A 21,110-nucleotide genomic window follows, 5' to 3' on the forward strand; every position below is an offset into this window, starting at 1 on the left:
GACTTCGCTCAGTCTGACAGTTTTGGTCATGCTGAGCGTAGTCGAAACAATCGTTGCAGAAACTGAATGCTAATGCGCATCCAGCCAGTTGTCGGCGGCGTTGCTTTCAACCGTTAACTGTACGCCGATATCCACCGCATTCTCCATTTCGGTTTTCACCAGCGAACGTACTGTTTCCAGTTCCGGTTTATACACATCAAAGTTCAATTCATCGTGTACCTGCAAAATCATTTTCGATTGCAGATTTTGTTCCTCCATTTTATTGTGGATATTGATCATCGCAATTTTAATGATATCGGCCGCAGAACCCTGAATCGGCGCATTTACAGCATTTCGTTCGGCCATTCCACGAACAACTGCATTGGCTGAATTAATATCATTCAAATAGCGTCGTCGTCCTTTTATGGTTTCAACAAAACCCTGCTCGCGGGCCAGGTGAATTTGTTTGTCCATAAAAGCTTTAATCTTCGGAAAATTCTCGAAATAGCCATCAATCAAATCTTTTGCTTCAGTTCTTGGAATATTTAAACGCTGCGACAATCCAAAAGCAGAAATACCATAAATAATTCCAAAGTTGGCCGTTTTGGCTTTGCGGCGCATGTCTGAATCAACTTCGCTTTCCGGAATCTGGTATATTTTTGCGGCGGTAATGGAGTGAATATCTTTGCCTTCGTTAAAAGCGCGCAGCATTTCTTCATCGCCACTCAGTGCAGCCATAATCCGCAACTCAATTTGCGAGTAGTCAGCAGAAAAGAATGTATGCTCATCATCCGAAGGAATAAAGGCTTTACGAATTTCACGGCCCGCTGCATCACGGATTGGAATATTCTGCAGGTTCGGATTAACCGAACTCAAACGTCCGGTGGCAGCAATGGCTTGGTTGTATGAGGTGTGGATTTTCCCGGTTTTTGGATTTACCAGCAGTGGTAAAGCCTCAACATAAGTCGAAAGCAGTTTCTTCAGCCCCCGGAAATCCAGGACTTTCTGAACGATTGGGTGTTTATCTACCAAACGAATCAAAACTTCTTCAGAAGTGGAGTATTGTTTTGTTTTGGTCTTTTTGGCGTTGGTATCAATTTTTAGCTTCTCAAAAAGAATGGGGCCCAGTTGTTTTGGCGACGAAACGTTAAATTCTTCGCCGGCCAGTTCTATAATTTCCTTTTCCAGTTCAATGATCTGCTGGCGTAAAACGATGGCAGATTTATTTAACTCGTCTGAATTTAATTTTACACCCGCACTTTCCATTTTTGCAAGCACCGGTACCAGCGGCATTTCAAGTGTTTCGAAAAGTTCGCGTACCCCGGCTTTGTCCAGCTCCGGGTCCAACGCATTTTTTAATTGCAGCGTCAGGTCAGCATCTTCGCAGGCATAATCGCGCAACTTATCCGTTGTTACCGAACGCATGGTCACCTGGTTTTTCCCTTTTTTACCTATCAGGTTTTCGGTGGGTACTTTTTCATAGTTCAGATACTGCAAACACAACTGGTCGAGATTGTGTTTCATGTCGGGCTGAATGAGGTAATGTGCCAACATAGTATCGTAAAGTGGCCCTTTCACCTCCAGGTTATAATTCTTCAGAATAAGAATATCGTATTTAATATTTTGCCCGATTTTGGTAATATTCGTATCCGCAAAAATTTCGCGGAACTCATCCATTACCTTTTGCGCTTCCTCCCGGTTGTTGGGAATAGTAACACAATAAGCTTCGTGCTCCCTAAACGCAAACGACATACAAACGATCTCGGCAATTTGAGTATCCAATCCGGTGGTTTCGGTATCAAAACAAAATTCCTTTTGCACCGAAAGTTCGGCCCGTAGACTGGCGCGTTGCAGTTCGTTTTCAACCAGGTAATACTGGTGCGGAACAGAATCGATATTTTCTTTTGTGGAAGGAACTTCAGTGACAACTTCCTCCGGCGCTCCAAAAAGTGTTCCCTGCATGGCCGGTTGGGCTGGGGCACTGCTCAGGTTTAAGCGTGTAATGAGTGTTTTAAATTCAAGCTCGTTAAACAGTTTTACCAGTTCCTCTTTGTTGAGTTCGTCTTTCTGCAGCTGCTTAAGATCAAATTCTACCGGCGCATCTGTAATAATGGTTGCCAGCACTTTTGATAGGCGTACCTGCTCTTCGTTTTTAACGATACGTTCTTTTTGTTTGCCTTTTAGCTTATCGGTGTTTTTGTACAGTTCTTCAATGCTTCCGTAATCGGCAATCAATTTTTGCGCAGTTTTTGGTCCAATGCCAGGGCAGCCGGGGATATTATCTGCCGAGTCGCCCATCAAACCAAGAATATCAATTACTTGATCGGCAGTTTCAATACCAAAGTTTTCCTGTACCTCCGGTAAACCCCAAATTTCTACATCGCCACCACCTTTTCCTGGTTTATACATAAAAACCTTATCCGAAACCAACTGTGCATAATCTTTATCAGGCGTCATCATGTATGTGGTGAAACCTTCTTTTTCGGCCTTTTTGGCCAGGGTTCCGATCACATCGTCGGCCTCGTAACCTTCCTTTTCAATAATGGGGATGTTAAAAGCCTCAATAATTTTACGAATATATGGAATCGATTTGCGCAGGTCTTCCGGCATTTCATCACGGTTGGCCTTGTATTCTTTAAACATTTCGTGCCTGAAAGTTGGCGCTGACACATCGAAAACCACAGCCAGATACTCCGGGTCCTCTTTTTCCATTAACTGCACAATGGTGTTGGTAACCCCCAGCATTGCCGAGGTATTTACACCTTTTGAGTTAAACCTTGGATTGCGGATAAATGCGAAATAACTGCGGTAAATCAGTGCGAAAGCGTCTAAAAGAAAAAGTTTTTGCTGTTTGTTTTCAGCCATAATATTAATTTTCAGGATCGGTTTATTTATTGTCTTCTGCAAACCACTCGGCATACGATGTTGCCGTTTCGTAAAGACGAATACTATACAAAGAAACATCTTCGGGCAGTTCTTGTTGAATAACGCCGGCAAAATACACACACATATTTTCCGATGTGGGCTGGAAATCGTGAACGATCAGTCGTTCAGTAGCTTTTAGCAGGTGCTCCTGGTTTTTATCGGCGTAAATACGGCTTACCACCAAACTGTGGTCGTACACATTTACGATCTTATCTTTTACCAGTTTTTTGAGCTTGCCAAAGTCAATCACCATGCCGTCTTTCGGGTGTCCTTTCTCCTCCCTAATTTCACCAAGCAGTGTAACTTCCATGTTGTAAGTGTGCCCATGAATATTGCGGCACAAACCATCGTAATTGTGCAGCGCGTGGCCCATTTCAAAATGGAATTTCTTGGTAACTCTAATCTTCGCCATCTGTGTATAAATTTAAAGTCGTGAAATTACGGTTTTTATCCGACGAATTGGATGAACATTTAAAATTACGCAACTTTTTTATCCTTGAAATCATCTATATGAAAAGAATCAGAATGGATATGATGAAAAAGATTTTCATACTATTTGTGGTGCTGTTTGCGGTTTTTTCGTGCACAGATAATGAGGAATCAAACATCTTCGATCTTGGAGAAGAGAAACAATTCCGGGTTCATGAATTTTATTCAGATTTCAGTGAATCGCTTGTTTTTGAAATCTCTGCTATTTCTGATTCGCGCTGCCCAACAGGAGTAGTTTGTATTTGGGCAGGAGAAGCTTGTGTTGAGATTGCCATTTCAAGCCCTGAAATTGATACGCTGGAGCTGAGTACGCATGAACAACGCACGGCAACATCGGGTGATTATACTTTCGAATTAATTGATGTAACTCCTTACCCGGATATTAATGCGGAAACGAAAGTTGAAGATTATCGGGTTAAAATGAAAATTCTCAGGTAGCCTGCATAAAAAGGTGTTCTGCCAATATTTTCAGGCCAATGGCAATTAAAATTATTCCGCCAATAATAAGCGATTGATGGCTTCTTTTTGCCGAAATGTTTTTCCCGAACAGCATCCCAAGCATAGCTGCAATAAAAGTTACCGAACCAATAACTAAAACCGGAAAAAGAATAGGGATTTCAAGAAAACCAAAACTTAGCCCAACAACCAGTGCATCAATACTGGTTGCAATGGAAAGACCAATTAATACGCTGATTTTAAAAGGATCGAAGTTCTTAAGAGTGCCATCTTCTTTTATCCCTTCCACAATCATTTTTCCACCAATTAATGCCAGCAATCCAAACGCGATCCAATGATCTACCGAAGCGATCAGGTTTTTAAGCGCTTCGCCTATCAGCCATCCAATTACCGGAAATCCAGCTTGAAAAAATGCCAGCGACGCAGCAACCAATGTGGCTTGTTTAAACTTGATCTCTCGTTTCATCAGTCCACACGAGACAGAAACTGCAAAGGAATCGAAACTTAAGCCAATACCGAGAAGTAAAAAGGTTATGAATTTTGCTGTTGTCATTGGTGCCGCAAAAATAACAAAATTAGTTTTTCTGCATACTTTGAATTTGAGCATGAAAATAATTCGACTATTTTTTTGAAAATGTTTGTTATAAAACTGAAACCAACTCGTCCAATATAGCAGATGACCACTGAAGAGTTTAAAAATACGGTAATTCCATATTCCGTAAAGCTGTACCCGATGTTGTTTCGGATTCTCAGAAATGAGGAAGAAACACGCGATGCCTTGCAGGAATTGATGCTCAGGTTATGGAACCGGAAGGATGAGCTGGTAAAATGTACCAACCAGTCGGCCTACATAATAACGATGGCACGAAATTACAGTTTTGATCTGCTGAAAAAGAAAAAGCCGCAGGCGATAGATGAGAAGCATGAATACTGGATTTTGAATATGGAAGCCGATGGAGCAGATTCAGATACAATTGAGCGATACGAGAAGGTAAAACAGGTGATAAAAGAATTGCCGGAGAAATACAGAACGGTTATTGAATTGCGTGACATTGATGGCTTTTCATTCGACGAAATAAAGGAAATAACCGGTTATGAAGTGGCCAACCTGAGGGTGATTCTCTCGCGGGCCAGGCAAAAAGTAAAAGATGAGGTTGAAAAAATTTACGATTATGACACATCAGGAAAATATGCTCGACAAATATTATAGAGGCGAAACTTCACTGGAGGAGGAAAAAGAGCTGAAAGCCGCCGTTTCAGAAAGTAAAACAAAAAGTGCGGAGAAGGATATTTTTTCTTTTTACCAAAAAGAAGCTAAGGTTCCGGACGGATTAGAGGACGATCTTTTTGCCGGAATTGAAACGCAGCTTGTTAAGAAGAAAAGTATTCGAATGCAGTTGTACTCGGTTATTTCGGCTGCTGCCGTTGTACTGATTGTGCTAACCGTTTCCCTTGATGTAAGAAATAAAAGGCAGACACAGTTGGCGGACCAGTTCTTTGTTATGGAGCAAGCCTTATTCCAGGTTTCGGAAAGTTTGCAGCCGGAGCCGGAACCCGACGAGATGCTAATACTTTGGGTAGATGATGATGTGGAAATTATTATAAACTGATGTGATTTTTTGGTGGTTATTTTAATGTGAATCCCTAAAACATTAAGAGAGAAATTAAAAGAACTAGAAACAATTAAAAAGTTAGTGATATGAGAAAGTTAGTAGTATTTGTGTTGATGATGGGAATTATTTTTCCGGTATTGGCACAGCAGTCTCAGAGCCTGTTTGAGCAGTTAACCGAAAAATATGCCAACCAGGATGGTTTTAGTGCCAGCATGTTAAGCAGCGATATGTTCGATCTGTACCTGAAAAAGAAAAATATAGATGAAAACTCGGAACTGGCAGAAGCGCTGGAAAGTCTGGATAATATTTTAGTGATCAGCCAAAATAGATTTGGATCGGCAGAAGCTGCTTTTTTTGATGGCGATAAGCCTGCAAAGAAAGAAAAATCAGGAGAGCCTGAATTATTTGAGGATATTATAAAACACTACAAGCAAAATGGTTATACGCTGCTGAAAACAGAAAAGCGGATGGGCGAAGAAGTAAAAGTTTATCTTCAACGAAATGATGGACTAATAACTGCACTCGCTTTAATTACCAACTCAACCATGTCAACAAGTTTGGTAGAGCTGGATGGCGATATTGACCTGGCAACGGTGGCCGACCTGAATAAAGCGTTAAGCCTGCGCGGATTAGAGAATCTGTATAAAATTGATAATTCACTGTCAAATTATTTTGCCGGCTCCGGGAACTTCCCTGGTTTTGAATTTGATGAAGCGCGACTGGCAGAAATTGAAGCCCGGGCACGCGAGATGGCTGAAACGGCAAAACTTTCGGAAGAGCAAATAGCCAAAATTGAGCAACAGGCGCAAATGCAATTTGAGAAACAACGTGAAATGGCCGAGAAGCAACGCGAACTGGCCGAAAAATATGGGCGACAGCCGATCTTTCTTACCACACCGGGTGACACCTCTACGGTTTATTACATCGATGGTAAAAAAGTAAAAAGCGACATGGTGAAGGAATTGTTGAAAAATACCGAGGTTGAGCGAATAGAGAAAACCAATGATGACGGTAAAACAGTAATTAAGATACAAACAAAAAAGGCGCTTAAATAAGCGCCTTTTTCTTTTCTGTATATAATTTTTTATTTCTGTAGGTGTACATCCATTTGCGGGAAAGGAATATTGAGACCTTCTTTCTCGAATGTTTTGTAAACGTTCTCGGTAAGATCGAAATAAACTCCCCAGTAATTGGCGGCTTCGGCCCAAACCCGAACCACTAAATTTACCGAGCTGTCGGCCAGTTCGCTAACCGCAATAAACGGTTCGGCCGGGTAATTAATAATTCTTTCGTCAGCCTTTATCAGTTTCATCAATACTTCTTTGGCCTTGTCAACATCGTCGCCGTAGGCAATGCCAAAGGTAAAATCAACACGGCGTTTTGGCTCGGCTGAAAAGTTGATCATTGATCCGGTTGCCAATCCACCATTTGGAATAATAATCGTTTTATTATCAGGTGTTTTCAGTATCGTGTTAAAGATCTGAATTTCGTTTACCGTGCCCGAGTGGCCTTGCGCACTTATGTAGTTTCCTACTTTAAATGGTTTGAAAATGAGGATCATTACCCCACCTGCAAAATTTGATAAAGTGCCCGAAAAAGCCATACCGATGGCCAAACCGGCAGCACCAAGAATGGCAATAAAAGAGGTCATCTGAACGCCCATCATTCCAATAACAGCAATCCACAACATGGCTTTTAAGCCAATCCCGACCAGGCTGTTTAGAAAGCCCCGTAGAGAGGGATCTACATTTTGTTTTTCAAAACGGCCACGAATCGCTTTTCTAAGAATAGAGATAATCCATAAACCAACTATAAGTGTGACGATTGCCCCTATTAATTTGGGGCCATAGAACATTACTAGGTCGTAAATTTGTTCTGATAATTTGTTTACTTCTTCCATTTTGTTTGGTCATTTTAAATTTTGTATAAGATACAAACTTTCTTCAGAAAAGTTCAAATAAAAAAGGGACTCAAATCTGTTGAATCCCTTTTTCGTTCATTTCTGTTTCTACTGTTTAATTACTCGAATAAACCAATTCTCCACGTAAGTACAGGAGCGTATCGTTCACATTCGAAAAACTATTTAGCTCTTCATCCTTAATCCGAATGTTAAAGATGCGCTCTAAATAGTGAATAAAAATTGTCCAATCAATGTTGTCGAAATTCAGATCCTCATAAAACGAGGCGGTTAAACAAATGTTATCTCTGGTAACACCCGTTTTACGCAACACCCGGTAGAGGTTTCTTCGTAGCGACTTTTCTGTAACTGTTTCTGTCTCCATTGTTATTGTTTAAAATTCGAACAAATGAATTTACGGGTCAAATATATAAATTATCAACGAGTTCGTCGTACTTTATGGCTAACAATCTGCATCATAACCATTGTTTTACATTAATACCGACATGAAAATCGGGTGAAAGTTGCAACTAATCTGCAATTTCGTGTTTGAGTTTGCTGTAAATTTTAAGATTTACGTAGCCGGTGTTGTGGTGTTCGCCCTGGCGTTCAGTGCCTTCGTATACGAATCCAAGTTTTTGTGGAATTTTCTCACTCTGTAAATTTTCTTCCGCCACTTTAATCTGTATACGATTCATTTTTTGTTTCTGAAAAGCAAAACGTACAAGTTTCTCAACGCAGGCTGTAATAATTCCTTTTCCCTGCATTTTTTCGGCCAGCCAATAGCCGAGTTCGGTTTTCCGGTTCACCCAATCGGTGTCTTTAAAACCAATCAGTCCGGCAAATTCTTCATTGTACCAAATAGTGAAAATCAGGTCGCTTTTATTGCTGCTTCGGGTGATGCTGTCTATAAATGCCTGCGTGTCTTCAACTTTGCTGGTGTGCTGCACAAACGGGAGCCATTTTTTCAGGTATTCGCGATCGCGGTCAATGGTTTGAAAAACAATTTCTGCCATCGACGAATTAATCAGTTCGAGCCTGATTTTATGGTTTACCCTAATGTGTTCCATCGTTGAGTTTATTTAAATCGAACAGAAAAACCTGCTGATTGTGACTTCTTGTTTTTTCGCACGATACCAAAATGCTGTCGTTGTTTAAAAAGCAGATACCTTCGGTTTGGGCACCGTCAATTCCTTCCAGTTTTATATGCCTGCTTTTTCCTACAAAAAATTGGTCTCCCGGAAAGTCGGAAAACAACCAGATAAACGAGCGGTAATTTTCGTAACCCACCAGCGCCAGCGTTTTATTATCGGGGCTAATATCGGCTCCGGTTACCAGGCATTTTACATTAAACGTATCGGTAGGCGTTATTTCGTATTCGCCCTTTTTTGCGGGTACTTCGTATTGCCAGGTAGTTCCGTCGCGCCAGTTTTTGCTAAAAAGGTACAGTTTGTTTTTAAAAGCCACCATCGCCTCGCAATCGTATGGAGTAGTTTTATCTAAAAACGAGAAACGATCCTGTTGGGCATATTTAAATATAATTTCTTTTACATCAACTTTTTGCTCTTCCTTGTCCGAAATGTCCTTTTTGTCAATTTTGTAAATGAGCAGATTGTTGCGGTTGCCCAGGTTGTTCCCAAAATCACCGATAAAAATCTTTTCATCGGTTTGTGTTATCGATTCCCAGTCCCTGTTTTTGGCGTTGTCGAGCTCAATTTCGTACTTTATTTTCCCCGATTTATTAAAACCATACAATTCGTTTTTGCCACCGCTGTCGTTAAATCCCCAAAAATGATCGTCGAAAATCATCAGTCCCGAAATCTCGTTTAATTTATCTGCAACATCAGGAATATATTTTTCGGCCTGCATTAGTACAATTGGGTTGTCTGCCTTCTTCTTGGGGCTTGAACATGAAAAAAACACGAACATTAAAAGAAGCCAGGAGTGAATGTTTATCATCTTTTTATCTTTACGGGAATTTTGTAATGTTAAAATAAGAAAATTATATAGGAATGAAGAAACGAGCATGTAAGAATTTTACACAATGGAAGAGGATTATAAGCGAGTTCCCTGAGTTACCATTGAGAATTGACAATAGTAAACGAATGAAATTAATTGTTTTAATATTAATTGCTTTTGTAGGCATAGGAATTTCGTGCAGCAATGCCAAACAGAGCAACGAACAAGACCTTGTTGTTATTTCAACCGATTTTGGCGAAATAAAATTGAAATTATACGACGATACGCCGGAGCACAAAAAGAATTTTCTGAAACTAATTGACGAAGGTTATTACGATGGATTGCTGTTTCATCGGGTAATGGAAAATTTTATGATACAGGGAGGCGATCCCGACTCGAAAGATGCAGCGCCCGGCAAACGTTTGGGAGGCGGAAATCCGGGATATACCATTCCGGCAGAAATCCTTCCGCAGCATTTTCATAAAAAAGGAGTTTTGGCAGCAGCACGCCGTGGCGGCCCTTCTAATCCTGAAAAACGATCGAGCGGCTCACAGTTCTACATTGTGCATGGCGAGGTTTTTACCCCCGGGAAACTCGACACCATGGAAATGATGCTGAACAGCCGCGCCAAGAATGAATTTATGCAGGAAAAATTTGCCGAAGAAAAACCGAAGTTAGACGAATACCGAAAAAATAACGATCAGGATGGTTTTAATATTTTTGTTGCAGAACTGCGCGCAGCTGCCGATAGTGCCTGGGCTGAGCAGCCAAAATTTTCGTTTACCGACGAGCAGCGCGAGGCATACACTACCATTGGCGGCTATCCATCGTTAGATGGAGATTACACTGTTTTTGGCGAGGTTGTTGAGGGACTGGATGTTTTGGATAAGATAGCGACTGTTGAAACGGATCAGTACGACCGTCCGAAGACAGATATAAAAATGGAAATAAAACGTACGAAATAGTTTATGTTTAGAACCGGATTGTTAATTGTATTTATTTGTTTATTAGGTGTTTCAGTAACTGCACAATCGCGTGTTATCGAGATTTCGACGAATTACGGCGATATGCGTTTCCGGCTTTACGACGACACACCAAAACACCAAAAGGCTTTTATCGAGCTGGCCAACGAAGGTTATTACGATGGTACTTTGTTTTACCGTGTGATCGAGAATTTTCTGATTCAGGGTGGTTCAAAAAGCTCGCGAAACGCGCCTCCGGGAAAACGTATTGGTTATGGCGACCCGGATAAAACCGTTGACGACGAAATTCTGAAGCACTATTTCCATAAAAAGGGATCGCTTTGTGCGCCCCGCCAGCCCGATGAGGTAAACCCGTTTAAACAGTCGGATATTTCGCAGTTTTTTATTGTAAAAGGGAGCGTGCATACCAGTGGCGCTTTGGATACCATGGAAATGGCGGTGAATGTACCTATCCGAAAAAAAATTGTGGAGAAGTATATGACGCCTGAAGTTCGGGAGCAGCTGAAACAGTTGAAGGAAGAAAAAAAGGTGAAAGAATTCCGGGAATTGGCCGGCGAAATAAAAGACGACATTGAAACGGATTATAATCTAAATCCCAATACGCTTGAATTTTCTGATGCCCAGCGCGAAGCGTATACTACCGTTGGAGGTTATCCTGAGCTGGATGGGAAATACACCATCTTTGGCGAATGCATTTCTGGATTCGATGTGATTGATAAAATTGCAGCGCTAAAAACCGATAGCAATAACCGGCCGTATAACGATGTGAAAATCAAAGTGAATGTGATTAAGTAGTGTTATGGTAAAACAAATTCTTTTCATATTACTGGCAGTTGTTTTTTTGAGTTCCTGTGGAAATAAAGAAAAAAAGCAAACAACGCAGCAGGAGGAAACCAAAGCCAACCCGGACGCTGCTGCGGATGAAAAACAGGATATCTGGAATGAATTGATGCGGTCTGTAGCAAAAATCGATTCGTATGACGGGGACCGAATTCTGGAATCGGGACAAGGATTTTTCGTTGGCGAAGATCTGTTGGTTACCAAATATTCCTTGGTCAATCAGGCTACCAATGTTAAGGTTCAGCCGTTTGATGAGAATAAGAAATACACCGCACGCAGTTTTGTGGCTTTCGATCGTATAAACGACCTGATCATTTTAAAGGTGGATAGCATAAGCCGCGAACCCATTGAGTTGCACACAGACACCTTGCCCAATTTTGCCAAATCGTTTTATGTGGCACCTAAAACAGGGAAAACCCTGCAACTTTTTACCGGCAAAGTGCTAAACCTTGCCAATATAAGAGGTACGCGGCTGTACCGCTTAAGCAACCGGATTCGGACATCGCAGTTTGGCGCACCAATTTTTGTGTCAACCGGAAAAGCGATTGGCGTGGCGTATTCCGGTACGGTTAATTTCGAATTGCAGAGTTTTGCCATCCCATCTGAATTTATCGCAGCCATGCTCAGAAAGAAAAACGATACGCCCGAGCCGTTGGAGATGCTGAAAAATACCTCGAACGAAAAGATTGCTGCCGAAAATCGTAAAATTAAGGGACTTGTTCTGGAAACCGATTACGGCAACATTACCATAAAACTTTTTAACGAAACACCCGAGTACCGCGATAATTTTATCCGTCTGGCCAAAGAACATTATTTCGATAGTTTGTTGATTCACCGTGTGATTGCAGATTTTGGAATTCAGAGTGGTGCTGCCGATACACGTTATGCAGTGCCCGGTGCAAATGTGGGCTGGAAAGGTCCGGGTTACACCATTCCGGCGCATATTGTTCCGGGGGTGTATCATAAGCGCGGAATGATAGGGTCGCCACGAAAACCGGATACTGAAAATGAACGTCAGCGTTCTGATGGATCGCAGTTTTACATCGTTTCAGGGCGAAAATATTTTGATAAAGGTTTGGATGAGCTGGAAGAGATCAATAATTACAAGTTCTCGGCCGAGCAGCGACAGGTTTATAAAACCATTGGCGGTGCACCTCACCTCGATGGAAGTTACACCATTTTTGGACAGGTAACTTCAGGAATGGATGTGGTGGATAAAATAGTTCAGGTAGAAACCGACAGGCGTTGGCGGCCGCTTGAAGATATCCGTATAAAACGGGTTCGCATCTTAAAATGAAATGGATATTTCAAATCATGTAAAATGTGAAGTTTGGCAGATTCCGCAAATCCCGTAAATTTCGTTTGTCAACGCGATGGTTTATCGGCGTAATTCCGCTTAATCTGCGAGAAACAAATTTAGAGGGTTGAAATATAGATAATTACTTAAAATAGCTCCGTCATTTCCATGCCATTTTGTAACAAGAAAGTTTTTAATCCAGCTTTTTGCGCGGCATCGATATTATCTTTCAAATCGTCGATAAACAGCGTTTCTTCGGGATTAACACCCGACAGTTTAATTACCTTTTCATACGCACTTACTTCCGGTTTTCGGTCGTGAATTTCGTGCGAATAATAAACCGTTTTAAACAGCGACGGGAAATTAATGCCATGTTGCGTCTTAAATTCGCTTAGCAACCTATCGATATGAATTTGATTGGTATTGCTAAACAAATAAAGGTTATAGTTTTTGCTGAGTTCCTGCACCTTTTTTACCCGGTGTGCCGGAATGTCAAGGATCATGGCATACCAGGCTTCGTCAATTTGTGTGTCGGTAATTTGTTCGTTTTGAAGCAGTTTTCTTACGCCACTCCTAAATTCAGCAGGAGTGATTTTTCCAATTTCAAAATTGTAAAAAATCGGGTCGGCATACGCATTTTTGTGATCGAGAACTTCTCCATCGCTGCCCAATTGTTGAAAAGCTTTAATCGACGCATCAAAATCAAGGTTTAACAACACGCGCCCCAAATCGAAAATGATATTTTTTATGTTCGTAAGGTCTGCCTTCATTCCACTAAATTTATTTCACGAAAGTAAGCATTTAGGGAAAATCTTTCTAACTTCATGTTAAACTTTAGAAACTACAGGAAGTTTATCTACAATGAAAATTCAGGGGAAACATTATCATACTATTTGGGTTGACGCCGATGACCCAACAATTATTCAGGTAATCGATCAGCGGAAATTGCCTTTTGTATTCGAAACTTTTGCCATGCGCTCGGCCGACGACGCTTTTTTTGCCATAAAAGAAATGGTGGTTCGTGGTGCGCCATTAATCGGGGTAACTGCGGCTTATGGCATGTATCTGGCGCTTCTTCAGCTAAAATATGAAAATTGGGAAGAAGACTTGAACCGGGTAGCTGAGTATTTAAAATCATCGCGGCCAACAGCGGTAAATCTGGCTTTTGCTGTGGATGAAATGCTGGCCTTTATTCTGGCGAATAAGGATGACGCAGAATTGAACGAAAAGGCACTGGCCAAAGCCGGCGAGTTAAAACAGCAGGAAATAGAATTTAGCGATAAAATAGGAGAGTACGGGCTGGAACTGATCGAGGCTATTTATAAAAAGAAGGGCAGCACGGTGAATATTTTAACCCACTGCAACGCCGGTTGGTTGGCTTGTATTGACTGGGGAACGGCAACTGCGCCCATTTATAAAGCGCATTTAAAAGGAATTCCGGTGCATGTTTGGGTAGACGAAACACGCCCGCGAAACCAGGGAGCACGATTAACAGCTTACGAATTGGGCGAACAGGGAGTGCCGCACACGGTTATTCCCGACAATGCAGGTGGCCATTTAATGCAACACGGCATGGTAGATATGGTAATTGTTGGCAGCGACCGAACAACTGTTACCGGCGATGTGGCCAATAAAATCGGAACGTATTTAAAAGCGCTGGCAGCTCACGATAATAACGTGCCTTTTTATGTGGCTTTGCCGTCAAGTACATTCGATTGGGAAATGAATGACGGAGTAAAGGAAATTCCCATCGAGCAACGTGCGGGCGGTGAGGTGGCAGAAATTGAAGGTTGGCATGATGAGCAGATAAAGTCGGTGCGTTTAATTCCTGAAAATAGTGAGGTTGCCAATTATGGTTTCGATGTAACTCCGGCGCGGCTGGTGAGTGGATTAATATCGGAACGTGGTATTTGTAAAGCTGATAAACAGAGTATTTTAAAAATGTATCCCGAGAAAATTAACAGATAAAGCTATGAAGAAAATTGCAATAATAGGAGGTTCCGGCCTGGAAGATCCTGCTATCCTGAAAGATGTAACAGAGGTAAGTGTTGAAACGCCATATGGCACGCCTTCATCGTCGTTTAAATGCGGCAAAATTGGTGGCGTTGAAGTGGCTATTTTATCGAGGCATGGCCGAGATCATTCGATTCCGCCCTCGGCAGTGAATAACCGGGCCAACATCTGGGCCATAAAAGAACTGGGATGCACACACATTTTGGCCACCACCGCATGCGGAAGTCTTCGTTTGGAGATTGGCCGCGGCGACATTGTGATGCTCGATCAGTTTATTGATTTTACCCGCTTCCGGAAAAACAGCTTTGTGGAAGAATTTGAAGATGGAAAACTTAACCACCCGGCAATGGCAGATCCGTTTAACTGGCACCTGCGTCGTGCTTTAATTGAAAATGCCAAAGATTTGGACCTTGCATTTCATAAATGCGGAACGGTAATAACTATTGAAGGACCGCGCTTTTCAACACGTGCCGAATCGAATATGTTTCGTATGTGGGGCGCCGATGTTATAAATATGTCGACAGCACCCGAGTGTGCACTGGCTAATGAGCTGGAAATACCGTATGCGGCAGTGGCTCTTAGTACCGACTACGATTGTTGGAATGTGGATGAAGCGCCTGTTACTTGGGAAGAGGTGTTGAAAGTATTTAATGAGAATGTTAGGCACGTAATTGCGCTGCTGCAAAACACGATCGCATCGCTGCAAAAATAGTATGTATTGAATGGTTTTTTGGCATTTTTGGCACAGCATTTGTAAAACCTGATACAACTGCCTCAATGCCATGAAACGCAGTTTTTATAACCGTTCAGTTAATACTAAATATTTCAGCCAACTTTGATTGTTTGGCTATTCAGTTTCCGGCGGCACTCAACAGAATGCCGCTTTTTTTATGCGGGCATATTGCATAAAATAACAAAGCCGGTACAACTAAATGCACCGGCTTTGCTGTTTCTGAAATTGTATTGAATTAGTTTTCTTCCTCAATATTCTCTTCCACTTCCACATCAACTTTCATCTCACCATCTTTTTTTGTTTTTTTGATGATGATCTTTTTGCCGTCTTTTTCAATTACCTGTGTGTCTTCGTCGCTTTCCTCAACAGTCCAGGTTTTGCCGTTTTCCAAAATTTCAACATGGCCTTCATCGTCGGCAATTACTTTAATTCTTTTGGTCATATTCGGCATTCCTTCGTGAATGATCATTGGCGCTGCGCCACTGTTGTGCATAATAATTTCTTCGTGCACCTCAACATCCTCTTCACTTGGTTTTTCGCGCACGATCACAATCTTTTCTTTTCCGTTTTTCAGTTCTTTTTTCTCGAACGAAATAATGCCCGGATCACTCAGGTCGATCACATTTCCACTTTTTTGTTTGTTGATGCGAATAACTTTAGGACTGGCTGAGCCCGGCTTGCCAAATAGCATTTCGTTACCATTTTTGCTGTGCCACTTCATAATGTCAGAAGATACGTTGTCCGAAATTACTTTCATCATGATGTGTTTTGCCGAGTCGCCGTCGTTGGTTCTAAACTCGTATGTCATTGGCTTTGAGGCTCCGTCTCCCTTTAGTATAAATACATTCCCGTTTTCGTCGCTTTCCACATCAATGTCAAAGTCCATGTCAAAATCGAAATCCTCTTCCGAAATCCAACTCAAGGCTTTGCCGCCTCCAATTGTGTCGCCATTCCACACAAAAACCTGGTTGGCTTCAATTACCGTGTCGACTTCCATTTTTTTGCCATCGTCTCCAATCTTCACCATTTTAATGTGTTTCTTCTCCTTTTTAGTTTTTGGAGGATCCTGCGGAGCTTCGTTAATTGAAATGGCAGATGAGAAAAATAAGGCAAGGGCTAAAATTCCGGTAAGTGATAGTACTTGTTTCATGTCGTTAAATTATTTTGTTTTACGTTTGATTCGGTTCGCTAAAATCAATTTCTGAATCACGAAACAAATATAGGGTGAGGGCTGTCAATCAATCCGTTAAAGGCCGGTTAAAATCTGTTAAGGAAAAGTTAAAATCTGCAATCGGCATGGGTAAATGCCTATATTTGAAGCATGAACAGAAAGCTTTTTACCGGATTAATCGTTTTGATGGGCATCTCCATTTTGGGGATTATTGCCGTTCAACTGGTGTGGATGAACAACGCCATCAGGGTAAAAAACGAGATGTTTGAACGAGGTGTTAACCAGGCGCTACAGCAAACCGTAAGCCGTTTGGAAGATCTGCATAATCTTGGTGTGGTAAACGAAATGGTGTTTGCCGGTGACTCAATCGATTTGCTTCAGGATTTTGATTTCGATGTTGAATTTGATTCCGATTCGGACAATACGATGAGATGGAATGTTTTGCCGGGTAAAACACGAGTTTTTCGGCAGCGTACCGACTCCACCCGACGCCCGGTAAAGATCATTCGCGAATTTGCACCCGACAATGATGAGGCCCGCATTGAAATTCATATTGATAATGATTCCGACAGTCGTAAAGTGCAGTCGTACACGTATAATTTAAGCAGTTCTACTTCAGGGAAAAGCCATGTGGTAATTGCCGGCGATAATCCGGAGCCGGGAAGTGTTGTATTTGTAAAAAGCGACACAATTATAAGAAGTGCCGACTCGCTTTACACCATTAGTACGGTAAAGATCGACTCGCTGCTTACTGATCTGGATACCTTCCAGATTCTGGCTCCCGATATCTCAAAACGTGTAAAACTTAAAGCTACCAGCCTGAAACGAATGGCCAACAAAGTGGTTACAGAAGTTGCCACCTGGGACGTGCGTCAAATTGATGAAGACCTGATTTACGAAGTGCTAAAAAAAGAGTTGGACGAAAACAATATCCCACTCGATTTTGAATACGGAATTTTTCGTGGTGATGAGTTAAGTTTCCCAAAACCGGTAACCGATTCATTAGAGGTGGCTAACACCATTTTTCAGGCCCAGCTTTATCCCAACGATATTTTCCAGAAAGACATAAAATTAGCCGTTGTATTCCCCGGCCGTGACAGTTTTATTTATCGCTCGCTAAACTGGTTGCTGATAGCTTCCTTTTTATTCTCGCTGATCATCTTGATGACTTTTGCCCTCAGTATTTTTTATATTATTCGGCAAAAGAAAATTTCCGAGATGAAATCAGATTTCATCAATAACATGACCCACGAGTTTAAAACACCAATTGCAACAATTTCGGTGGCGACTGATTCGATTACTAATCAGAAAGTGCTGGGCGATCCGGAGCGCATAAAATATTTTGCGGGTATGATTAAAAAGGAAAATACCCGCATGAACCGTCAGGTGGAGGATATTCTTACCATTGCGCGATTGGATAAAAAGGATTTTGAATTTCATTGGGAAACCATTGATGTGCACGAGTTGATCAGCGACGCCGTTCAGGGAATTAAACTGCAGGTTGAAAAACGTGGCGGAAAGATTGACCTGGATTTAAAAGCCATTAATTCAATGGTGACGACCGACCGGATTCATTGTACAAATGTAGTTTATAACCTGATAGACAATGCCAATAAATATTCCGGCGATGCACCTGAGATTACCGTGTCAACCGCAAATCAGCAAAAGGGAGTGGTGGTTTCGGTAAGCGATAAAGGAATTGGAATGAGCAAGGCGGTTCAGGCAAAAATCTTTGAGCGTTTTTACCGCCAAACCAGTGGAAATATTCACAACGTAAAAGGTTTTGGGCTGGGATTGAGTTATGTAAAAGCCGTGCTGGAAGCGAATCGCGGAACCATTTCGGTGAGCAGCGAACCCGGCAAGGGAAGCAAATTTGATGTATTTTTACCTTTTGTGAGGGAGTAAATGAGCAAAGCACAACACATATTTCTGGTGGAAGACGACCTGAGTTTTGGGGCGGTTTTAAAATCGTACCTCGAGTTGAACGACTACGAAGTAACCTGGGTTGACGACGGAAAATATGCGGTGGATAAATTCAAATCCGGGTCTTTTCAAATTTGTATTTTGGATGTAATGTTGCCCAATATCGATGGGTTTACCATTGGCACAGAAATAAGAAAACTTGACGCAAATATCCCAATGGTTTTTCTTACCGCAAAAACGCTGAAGGAAGATATTTTGAAAGGCTACAATGTGGGAGCCGATGATTATATAACCAAACCTTTTGATACCGAAGTGTTACTGTGTAAAATTCAGGCGATTATAAAACGGCAATCGGTGCAGCCGGTAAATGATGAAACTGTTTTTTCTATTGGCGTGTACGAGTTTGATTCAAAACTGCGGGTAATCAGCAGTAACGGGAATAAACAAAAGTTGTCGCCAAAAGAAGCCGATTTGCTGAAATTACTCTGTCAAAACAAAAACGAACTGCTATCGCGCGAAACGGCACTTCGCAAGATTTGGGGCGAAGACGGTTATTTTACCGCCCGCAGCATGGACGTTTTTATTACCAAACTGCGCAAATATCTGAAGGACGATCCGAACATCGAGATCAAGAATATTCATGGCAGCGGATTTCTTTTGGAAGTAAATTCTTAACAGAACGCTGATGACGCTGATCTAGAATGATTACCGCAGATCGGTCGATTAAAATCTCAAATAGCTGTTTTTTCAGAATTCCTCTTTCTATCTTTAGGTTTCAAATTAAAAAATATGAGTGGAAGTAAAATTGCTGTTGTAACAGGAGCAGGAAAAGGAATTGGTAAAGCCGTAGCCACAGGACTTGCGCAGCTGGGCTACCAAACCATTCTGGTGGGCCGAAATAAACAAAACCTTGAGCAAGTGGCGCAAGAGATTGAGAGTACTGCAAAAGTATTGCAGCTCGATATTACCGATAAGCCAGCCGTAAAAGGAGCGATTGCAAAAATTGTTTCGGAAAATGGAAGCATCGATATTTTGGTAAATAATGCAGGAATTTATTATGATGGGACAGTGGATATTTCTGATGATGACTTTGAGAAAATGCTGGAGACCAATCTAAGAGCTCAGTTTTCACTGTTGAAAGAAGTTGTTCCGGTAATGAAAGCACAAAAATCCGGTTACATTTTTAATGTGGCATCGCGAGCGGGGAAAGTTGGTTTTGCCGGAAGTGGAGCTTACAGTGCCTCGAAATTCGGATTGGTTGGTTTAAGCGAATCGCTTTACCGCGAGTTAAATCCGCTGGGAATAAAAGTTACGGCTTTGTGCCCCGGCTGGGTAAACACCGAAATGGCTTTTGATGCCGGAACACCTTTGGAAAGTGAGGAGATGATTCAACCCAACGACCTGTTTAAAACTATCGAATGGTTGCTGCAGCTTTCTCCCGGAGCCTGTGTACAAGAAGTAATTTTAGAATCGCCAAACAGTATAAGTTAAAAACATGCCTACATTAAAAGATCAACCACAACTTGCCGATTTTCAAAACTATGTTACCGGATTGGAACAGGAGCGGGGCTTTTCCACGCAAACTACCATCGATAAGTGCCTGTTGTTGGGCGAAGAGGTAGGCGAACTATTTAAAGCCGTTCGAAAATCGGAAGGATTGCTAGTAGATTCAAATTCCAATTTCCCCGAAATTGCCGATGAGCTGGCAGACATTTTTATTTATTTGTGTGCCATTGCCAACCGTAAGGGCATTGATCTGGAAGAGGCTTTTCGCAGCAAAGAGGAAAAGAATAAAAAGCGTATTTGGGAAATTATATAAATGAAGACAATAAGAATTCCATATGCTGAGATGCGAGCGGAGTTTACCCGCATCCTTCTTAAAAACAATTTCTCTGAAGAAAGGGCTGAAAATTGTGCCGAAATATTTGCCACAAACAGTCTGGAAGGAATTTATTCGCACGGCGTTTATCGTTTTTCCCGTTTTGTCGATTATGTCCGAAAAGGATTTGTAATACCCGATGCTGAACCCGAAAAACATAGTGGCGTAGGAGCCATTGAACAATGGAACGGCAATCTCGGCCCCGGCCCTCTCAATGCAGAGTTTTGCACCAGGCAGGCAATGAAACTGGCTTCGGATAATGGGATTGGATGCGTAGCAATTGCCAACACCAACCATTGGATGCGAGGCGGTACCTACGGGTGGCAGGCTGCCCGAAAAGGTTATGTCTTTATCGGATGGACGAATACCGAGAGAAATATGCCGGCATGGGGAGCAAAAGAAAGCCGACTGGGGAATAACCCCATGGTTTTTGCCGTTCCTTTTGGAACCGAAGCCATTGTTTTGGATTTCGCCATGACACAGTTTTCATATGGAAAAATTGAAGCACTAAAAACAGAAGGAAAAGAACTTCCTTTTGCCGGAGGTTTCAATAAAAACAATGAGCTAACCAACAGGCCGGATGAAATTCTTGAAACGATGCGAGGATTGCCGATTGGTTATTGGAAAGGTGCCGGATTATCATTGTTGCTAGATATATTGGCAACCATTTTATCGGCGGGATTATCAACCAGTGAATTAAGCAAAAGAGAAAAAGAACATGGTGTTTCGCAGGTTTTTATAGCTATTGACTTGAAGAAACTAAAGAACTATCCCTCCATTGAAAGTACGATCTCTGCGATAATTGATGATTTTAAAGCCTCATCAACGATAACTGACGGTGCACAAATTCGCTATCCGGGAGAACGGGTTATCACTACCCGAAACGAGAATTTAAAACACGGAATTCCGGTGGAGAAATTAACCTGGGAAATGATTCAGCAGATGTAAGTTTA

The 21,110-nt window shown here is 41.8% G+C and carries 23 protein-coding genes; 14 read left to right on the plus strand and 9 right to left on the minus strand.

Going from position 1 to position 21,110, the window contains the following annotated elements; translation table 11 throughout:
• Nucleotides 1-69: 69 nt before the first annotated feature.
• Nucleotides 70-2,844 (minus strand): DNA polymerase I, encoded by a 2,775-nt coding sequence (gene polA / locus LH29_RS15030; protein WP_045031926.1) that lies wholly within the window; start codon nucleotides 2,842-2,844, stop codon nucleotides 70-72.
• A 22-nt stretch (nucleotides 2,845-2,866) separates the two neighbouring features.
• The gene (locus tag LH29_RS15035; RefSeq protein WP_045031302.1) at nucleotides 2,867-3,316 is read right to left on the minus strand and encodes a 6-pyruvoyl trahydropterin synthase family protein; all 450 of its coding nucleotides are present in this window, start codon (nucleotides 3,314-3,316) and stop codon (nucleotides 2,867-2,869) included.
• A 98-nt stretch (nucleotides 3,317-3,414) separates the two neighbouring features.
• On the opposite strand from LH29_RS15035, the gene LH29_RS15040 reads away from it, so the two are divergent.
• Entirely contained in the window at nucleotides 3,415-3,831 is a 417-nt protein-coding gene (locus LH29_RS15040) for a hypothetical protein (protein WP_157493719.1), read from the plus strand.
• Here the strand turns inward: LH29_RS15040 and LH29_RS15045 are convergent.
• On the minus strand, nucleotides 3,824-4,402 hold the full coding sequence (locus LH29_RS15045; protein WP_045031929.1) for a manganese efflux pump MntP: 579 nt from the start codon (nucleotides 4,400-4,402) through the stop codon (nucleotides 3,824-3,826). The genes LH29_RS15040 and LH29_RS15045 overlap by 8 nt on opposite strands.
• A 123-nt stretch (nucleotides 4,403-4,525) precedes the next feature.
• Here LH29_RS15045 and LH29_RS15050 point away from each other — a divergent pair, with 123 nt between their 5' ends.
• From LH29_RS15050 to LH29_RS15060, 3 genes are all read left to right on the plus strand, one after another.
• Nucleotides 4,526-5,059, plus strand: a complete 534-nt coding sequence (locus LH29_RS15050; RefSeq protein WP_045031306.1) for an RNA polymerase sigma factor — start codon at nucleotides 4,526-4,528, stop codon at nucleotides 5,057-5,059.
• Entirely contained in the window at nucleotides 5,022-5,459 is a 438-nt protein-coding gene (locus tag LH29_RS15055) for a hypothetical protein (RefSeq protein ID WP_157493720.1), read from the plus strand. Before LH29_RS15050 ends, LH29_RS15055 begins: the two co-directional genes overlap by 38 nt.
• Before the next feature lie 89 nt (nucleotides 5,460-5,548).
• Complete coding sequence (locus tag LH29_RS15060) at nucleotides 5,549-6,517, plus strand: DUF4252 domain-containing protein (RefSeq protein ID WP_082063744.1); 969 nt, start codon at nucleotides 5,549-5,551, stop codon at nucleotides 6,515-6,517.
• Nucleotides 6,518-6,546: 29 nt separating this feature from the next.
• On the opposite strand, the gene LH29_RS15065 is transcribed toward LH29_RS15060, so the two are convergent.
• The 4 genes from LH29_RS15065 to LH29_RS15080 form a co-directional block, all read right to left on the minus strand.
• Nucleotides 6,547-7,362 carry a mechanosensitive ion channel family protein gene (locus tag LH29_RS15065; RefSeq protein ID WP_045031309.1) on the minus strand — a complete coding sequence of 272 codons (816 nt, stop codon included), beginning with the start codon at nucleotides 7,360-7,362 and terminating at the stop codon, nucleotides 6,547-6,549.
• 115 nt (nucleotides 7,363-7,477) lie between these two features.
• Nucleotides 7,478-7,744: an acyl carrier protein gene (locus LH29_RS15070; RefSeq protein WP_045031310.1), complete on the minus strand. Its 267-nt coding sequence runs from the start codon at nucleotides 7,742-7,744 to the stop codon at nucleotides 7,478-7,480.
• A 145-nt stretch (nucleotides 7,745-7,889) separates the two neighbouring features.
• Nucleotides 7,890-8,429 carry a GNAT family N-acetyltransferase gene (locus tag LH29_RS15075; protein ID WP_052670996.1) on the minus strand — a complete coding sequence of 180 codons (540 nt, stop codon included), beginning with the start codon at nucleotides 8,427-8,429 and terminating at the stop codon, nucleotides 7,890-7,892.
• Nucleotides 8,416-9,228, minus strand: coding sequence for a hypothetical protein (locus LH29_RS15080; RefSeq protein ID WP_052670997.1), 813 nt, complete (start codon nucleotides 9,226-9,228; stop codon nucleotides 8,416-8,418). Before LH29_RS15080 ends, LH29_RS15075 begins: the two co-directional genes overlap by 14 nt.
• A 143-nt stretch (nucleotides 9,229-9,371) precedes the next feature.
• On the opposite strand from LH29_RS15080, the gene LH29_RS15085 reads away from it, so the two are divergent.
• Genes LH29_RS15085 through LH29_RS23915 form a run of 3 tightly spaced genes read left to right on the plus strand, consistent with a single transcriptional unit; the run spans nucleotide 9,372 to nucleotide 12,438 of the window.
• Nucleotides 9,372-10,283, plus strand: a complete 912-nt coding sequence (locus tag LH29_RS15085) for a peptidylprolyl isomerase (RefSeq protein WP_082063745.1) — start codon at nucleotides 9,372-9,374, stop codon at nucleotides 10,281-10,283.
• A 3-nt stretch (nucleotides 10,284-10,286) separates the two neighbouring features.
• A complete protein-coding gene (locus LH29_RS15090; RefSeq protein WP_045031314.1) occupies nucleotides 10,287-11,096 on the plus strand; it encodes a peptidylprolyl isomerase in 810 nt (269 codons plus the stop codon).
• A 4-nt stretch (nucleotides 11,097-11,100) separates the two neighbouring features.
• Nucleotides 11,101-12,438: a peptidylprolyl isomerase gene (locus tag LH29_RS23915; protein WP_052670998.1), complete on the plus strand. Its 1,338-nt coding sequence runs from the start codon at nucleotides 11,101-11,103 to the stop codon at nucleotides 12,436-12,438.
• Between the two features lie 146 nt (nucleotides 12,439-12,584).
• Here LH29_RS23915 and LH29_RS15100 read toward each other — a convergent pair whose 3' ends face one another.
• A complete protein-coding gene (locus LH29_RS15100) occupies nucleotides 12,585-13,208 on the minus strand; it encodes an HAD family hydrolase (protein WP_045031320.1) in 624 nt (207 codons plus the stop codon).
• A gap of 91 nt (nucleotides 13,209-13,299) precedes the next feature.
• Between LH29_RS15100 and mtnA the strand changes: the two genes are divergently transcribed.
• Together mtnA and mtnP are read left to right on the plus strand one after the other, a co-directional pair.
• A complete protein-coding gene (gene mtnA, locus LH29_RS15105; protein ID WP_045031321.1) occupies nucleotides 13,300-14,406 on the plus strand; it encodes an S-methyl-5-thioribose-1-phosphate isomerase in 1,107 nt (368 codons plus the stop codon).
• Nucleotides 14,407-14,410: 4 nt separating this feature from the next.
• Nucleotides 14,411-15,163 carry an S-methyl-5'-thioadenosine phosphorylase gene (mtnP, locus tag LH29_RS15110; protein WP_045031322.1) on the plus strand — a complete coding sequence of 251 codons (753 nt, stop codon included), beginning with the start codon at nucleotides 14,411-14,413 and terminating at the stop codon, nucleotides 15,161-15,163.
• 256 nt (nucleotides 15,164-15,419) lie between these two features.
• Here the strand turns inward: mtnP and LH29_RS15115 are convergent, their stop codons facing one another.
• Nucleotides 15,420-16,334 (minus strand): hypothetical protein, encoded by a 915-nt coding sequence (locus tag LH29_RS15115; protein ID WP_045031324.1) that lies wholly within the window; start codon nucleotides 16,332-16,334, stop codon nucleotides 15,420-15,422.
• Between the two features lie 171 nt (nucleotides 16,335-16,505).
• Here LH29_RS15115 and LH29_RS15120 point away from each other — a divergent pair, with 171 nt between their 5' ends.
• The 5 genes from LH29_RS15120 (at nucleotide 16,506) to yiaK (ending at nucleotide 21,105) form a co-directional block, all read left to right on the plus strand.
• The gene (locus tag LH29_RS15120) at nucleotides 16,506-18,260 is read left to right on the plus strand and encodes a sensor histidine kinase (protein WP_045031326.1); all 1,755 of its coding nucleotides are present in this window, start codon (nucleotides 16,506-16,508) and stop codon (nucleotides 18,258-18,260) included.
• On the plus strand, nucleotides 18,261-18,953 hold the full coding sequence (locus LH29_RS15125) for a response regulator transcription factor (RefSeq protein WP_045031328.1): 693 nt from the start codon (nucleotides 18,261-18,263) through the stop codon (nucleotides 18,951-18,953).
• A gap of 114 nt (nucleotides 18,954-19,067) precedes the next feature.
• Nucleotides 19,068-19,769: an SDR family oxidoreductase gene (locus tag LH29_RS15130; RefSeq protein ID WP_045031330.1), complete on the plus strand. Its 702-nt coding sequence runs from the start codon at nucleotides 19,068-19,070 to the stop codon at nucleotides 19,767-19,769.
• Nucleotides 19,770-19,773: 4 nt separating this feature from the next.
• Nucleotides 19,774-20,097, plus strand: coding sequence for a MazG nucleotide pyrophosphohydrolase domain-containing protein (locus LH29_RS15135; RefSeq protein ID WP_045031332.1), 324 nt, complete (start codon nucleotides 19,774-19,776; stop codon nucleotides 20,095-20,097).
• The gene (yiaK, locus tag LH29_RS15140) at nucleotides 20,098-21,105 is read left to right on the plus strand and encodes a 3-dehydro-L-gulonate 2-dehydrogenase (protein WP_198152471.1); all 1,008 of its coding nucleotides are present in this window, start codon (nucleotides 20,098-20,100) and stop codon (nucleotides 21,103-21,105) included.
• The last annotated feature ends 5 nt before the right edge of the window (nucleotides 21,106-21,110 follow it).

The sequence above is a fragment of the Draconibacterium sediminis genome (assembly GCF_000949475.1).
GTDB lineage: Bacteria > Bacteroidota > Bacteroidia > Bacteroidales > Prolixibacteraceae > Draconibacterium > Draconibacterium sediminis.

Bases quoted from the DNA above. Each gene is read 5' to 3' on its own strand.
- LH29_RS15035 (WP_045031302.1), bottom strand. From the start codon at position 3,316: ATGGCGAAGATTAGAGTTACCAAGAAATTCCATTTTGAAATGGGCCAC.
- LH29_RS15045 (WP_045031929.1), bottom strand. From the start codon at position 4,402: ATGACAACAGCAAAATTCATAACCTTTTTACTTCTCGGTATTGGCTTA.
- LH29_RS15070 (WP_045031310.1), bottom strand. From the start codon at position 7,744: ATGGAGACAGAAACAGTTACAGAAAAGTCGCTACGAAGAAACCTCTAC.
- LH29_RS15040 (WP_157493719.1), top strand. From the start codon at position 3,415: ATGAAAAGAATCAGAATGGATATGATGAAAAAGATTTTCATACTATTT.
- LH29_RS15130 (WP_045031330.1), top strand. From the start codon at position 19,068: ATGAGTGGAAGTAAAATTGCTGTTGTAACAGGAGCAGGAAAAGGAATT.
- LH29_RS15080 (WP_052670997.1), bottom strand. From the start codon at position 9,228: ATGCAGGCCGAAAAATATATTCCTGATGTTGCAGATAAATTAAACGAG.
- LH29_RS15050 (WP_045031306.1), top strand. From the start codon at position 4,526: ATGACCACTGAAGAGTTTAAAAATACGGTAATTCCATATTCCGTAAAG.
- polA (WP_045031926.1), bottom strand. From the start codon at position 2,844: ATGGCTGAAAACAAACAGCAAAAACTTTTTCTTTTAGACGCTTTCGCA.
- LH29_RS15115 (WP_045031324.1), bottom strand. From the start codon at position 16,334: ATGAAACAAGTACTATCACTTACCGGAATTTTAGCCCTTGCCTTATTT.
- mtnA (WP_045031321.1), top strand. From the start codon at position 13,300: ATGAAAATTCAGGGGAAACATTATCATACTATTTGGGTTGACGCCGAT.
- LH29_RS15055 (WP_157493720.1), top strand. From the start codon at position 5,022: ATGACACATCAGGAAAATATGCTCGACAAATATTATAGAGGCGAAACT.
- mtnP (WP_045031322.1), top strand. From the start codon at position 14,411: ATGAAGAAAATTGCAATAATAGGAGGTTCCGGCCTGGAAGATCCTGCT.
- LH29_RS15065 (WP_045031309.1), bottom strand. From the start codon at position 7,362: ATGGAAGAAGTAAACAAATTATCAGAACAAATTTACGACCTAGTAATG.
- LH29_RS15060 (WP_082063744.1), top strand. From the start codon at position 5,549: ATGAGAAAGTTAGTAGTATTTGTGTTGATGATGGGAATTATTTTTCCG.
- yiaK (WP_198152471.1), top strand. From the start codon at position 20,098: ATGAAGACAATAAGAATTCCATATGCTGAGATGCGAGCGGAGTTTACC.
- LH29_RS15120 (WP_045031326.1), top strand. From the start codon at position 16,506: ATGAACAGAAAGCTTTTTACCGGATTAATCGTTTTGATGGGCATCTCC.
- LH29_RS15085 (WP_082063745.1), top strand. From the start codon at position 9,372: ATGAAGAAACGAGCATGTAAGAATTTTACACAATGGAAGAGGATTATA.
- LH29_RS23915 (WP_052670998.1), top strand. From the start codon at position 11,101: ATGGTAAAACAAATTCTTTTCATATTACTGGCAGTTGTTTTTTTGAGT.
- LH29_RS15100 (WP_045031320.1), bottom strand. From the start codon at position 13,208: ATGAAGGCAGACCTTACGAACATAAAAAATATCATTTTCGATTTGGGG.
- LH29_RS15075 (WP_052670996.1), bottom strand. From the start codon at position 8,429: ATGGAACACATTAGGGTAAACCATAAAATCAGGCTCGAACTGATTAAT.
- LH29_RS15125 (WP_045031328.1), top strand. From the start codon at position 18,261: ATGAGCAAAGCACAACACATATTTCTGGTGGAAGACGACCTGAGTTTT.
- LH29_RS15135 (WP_045031332.1), top strand. From the start codon at position 19,774: ATGCCTACATTAAAAGATCAACCACAACTTGCCGATTTTCAAAACTAT.
- LH29_RS15090 (WP_045031314.1), top strand. From the start codon at position 10,287: ATGTTTAGAACCGGATTGTTAATTGTATTTATTTGTTTATTAGGTGTT.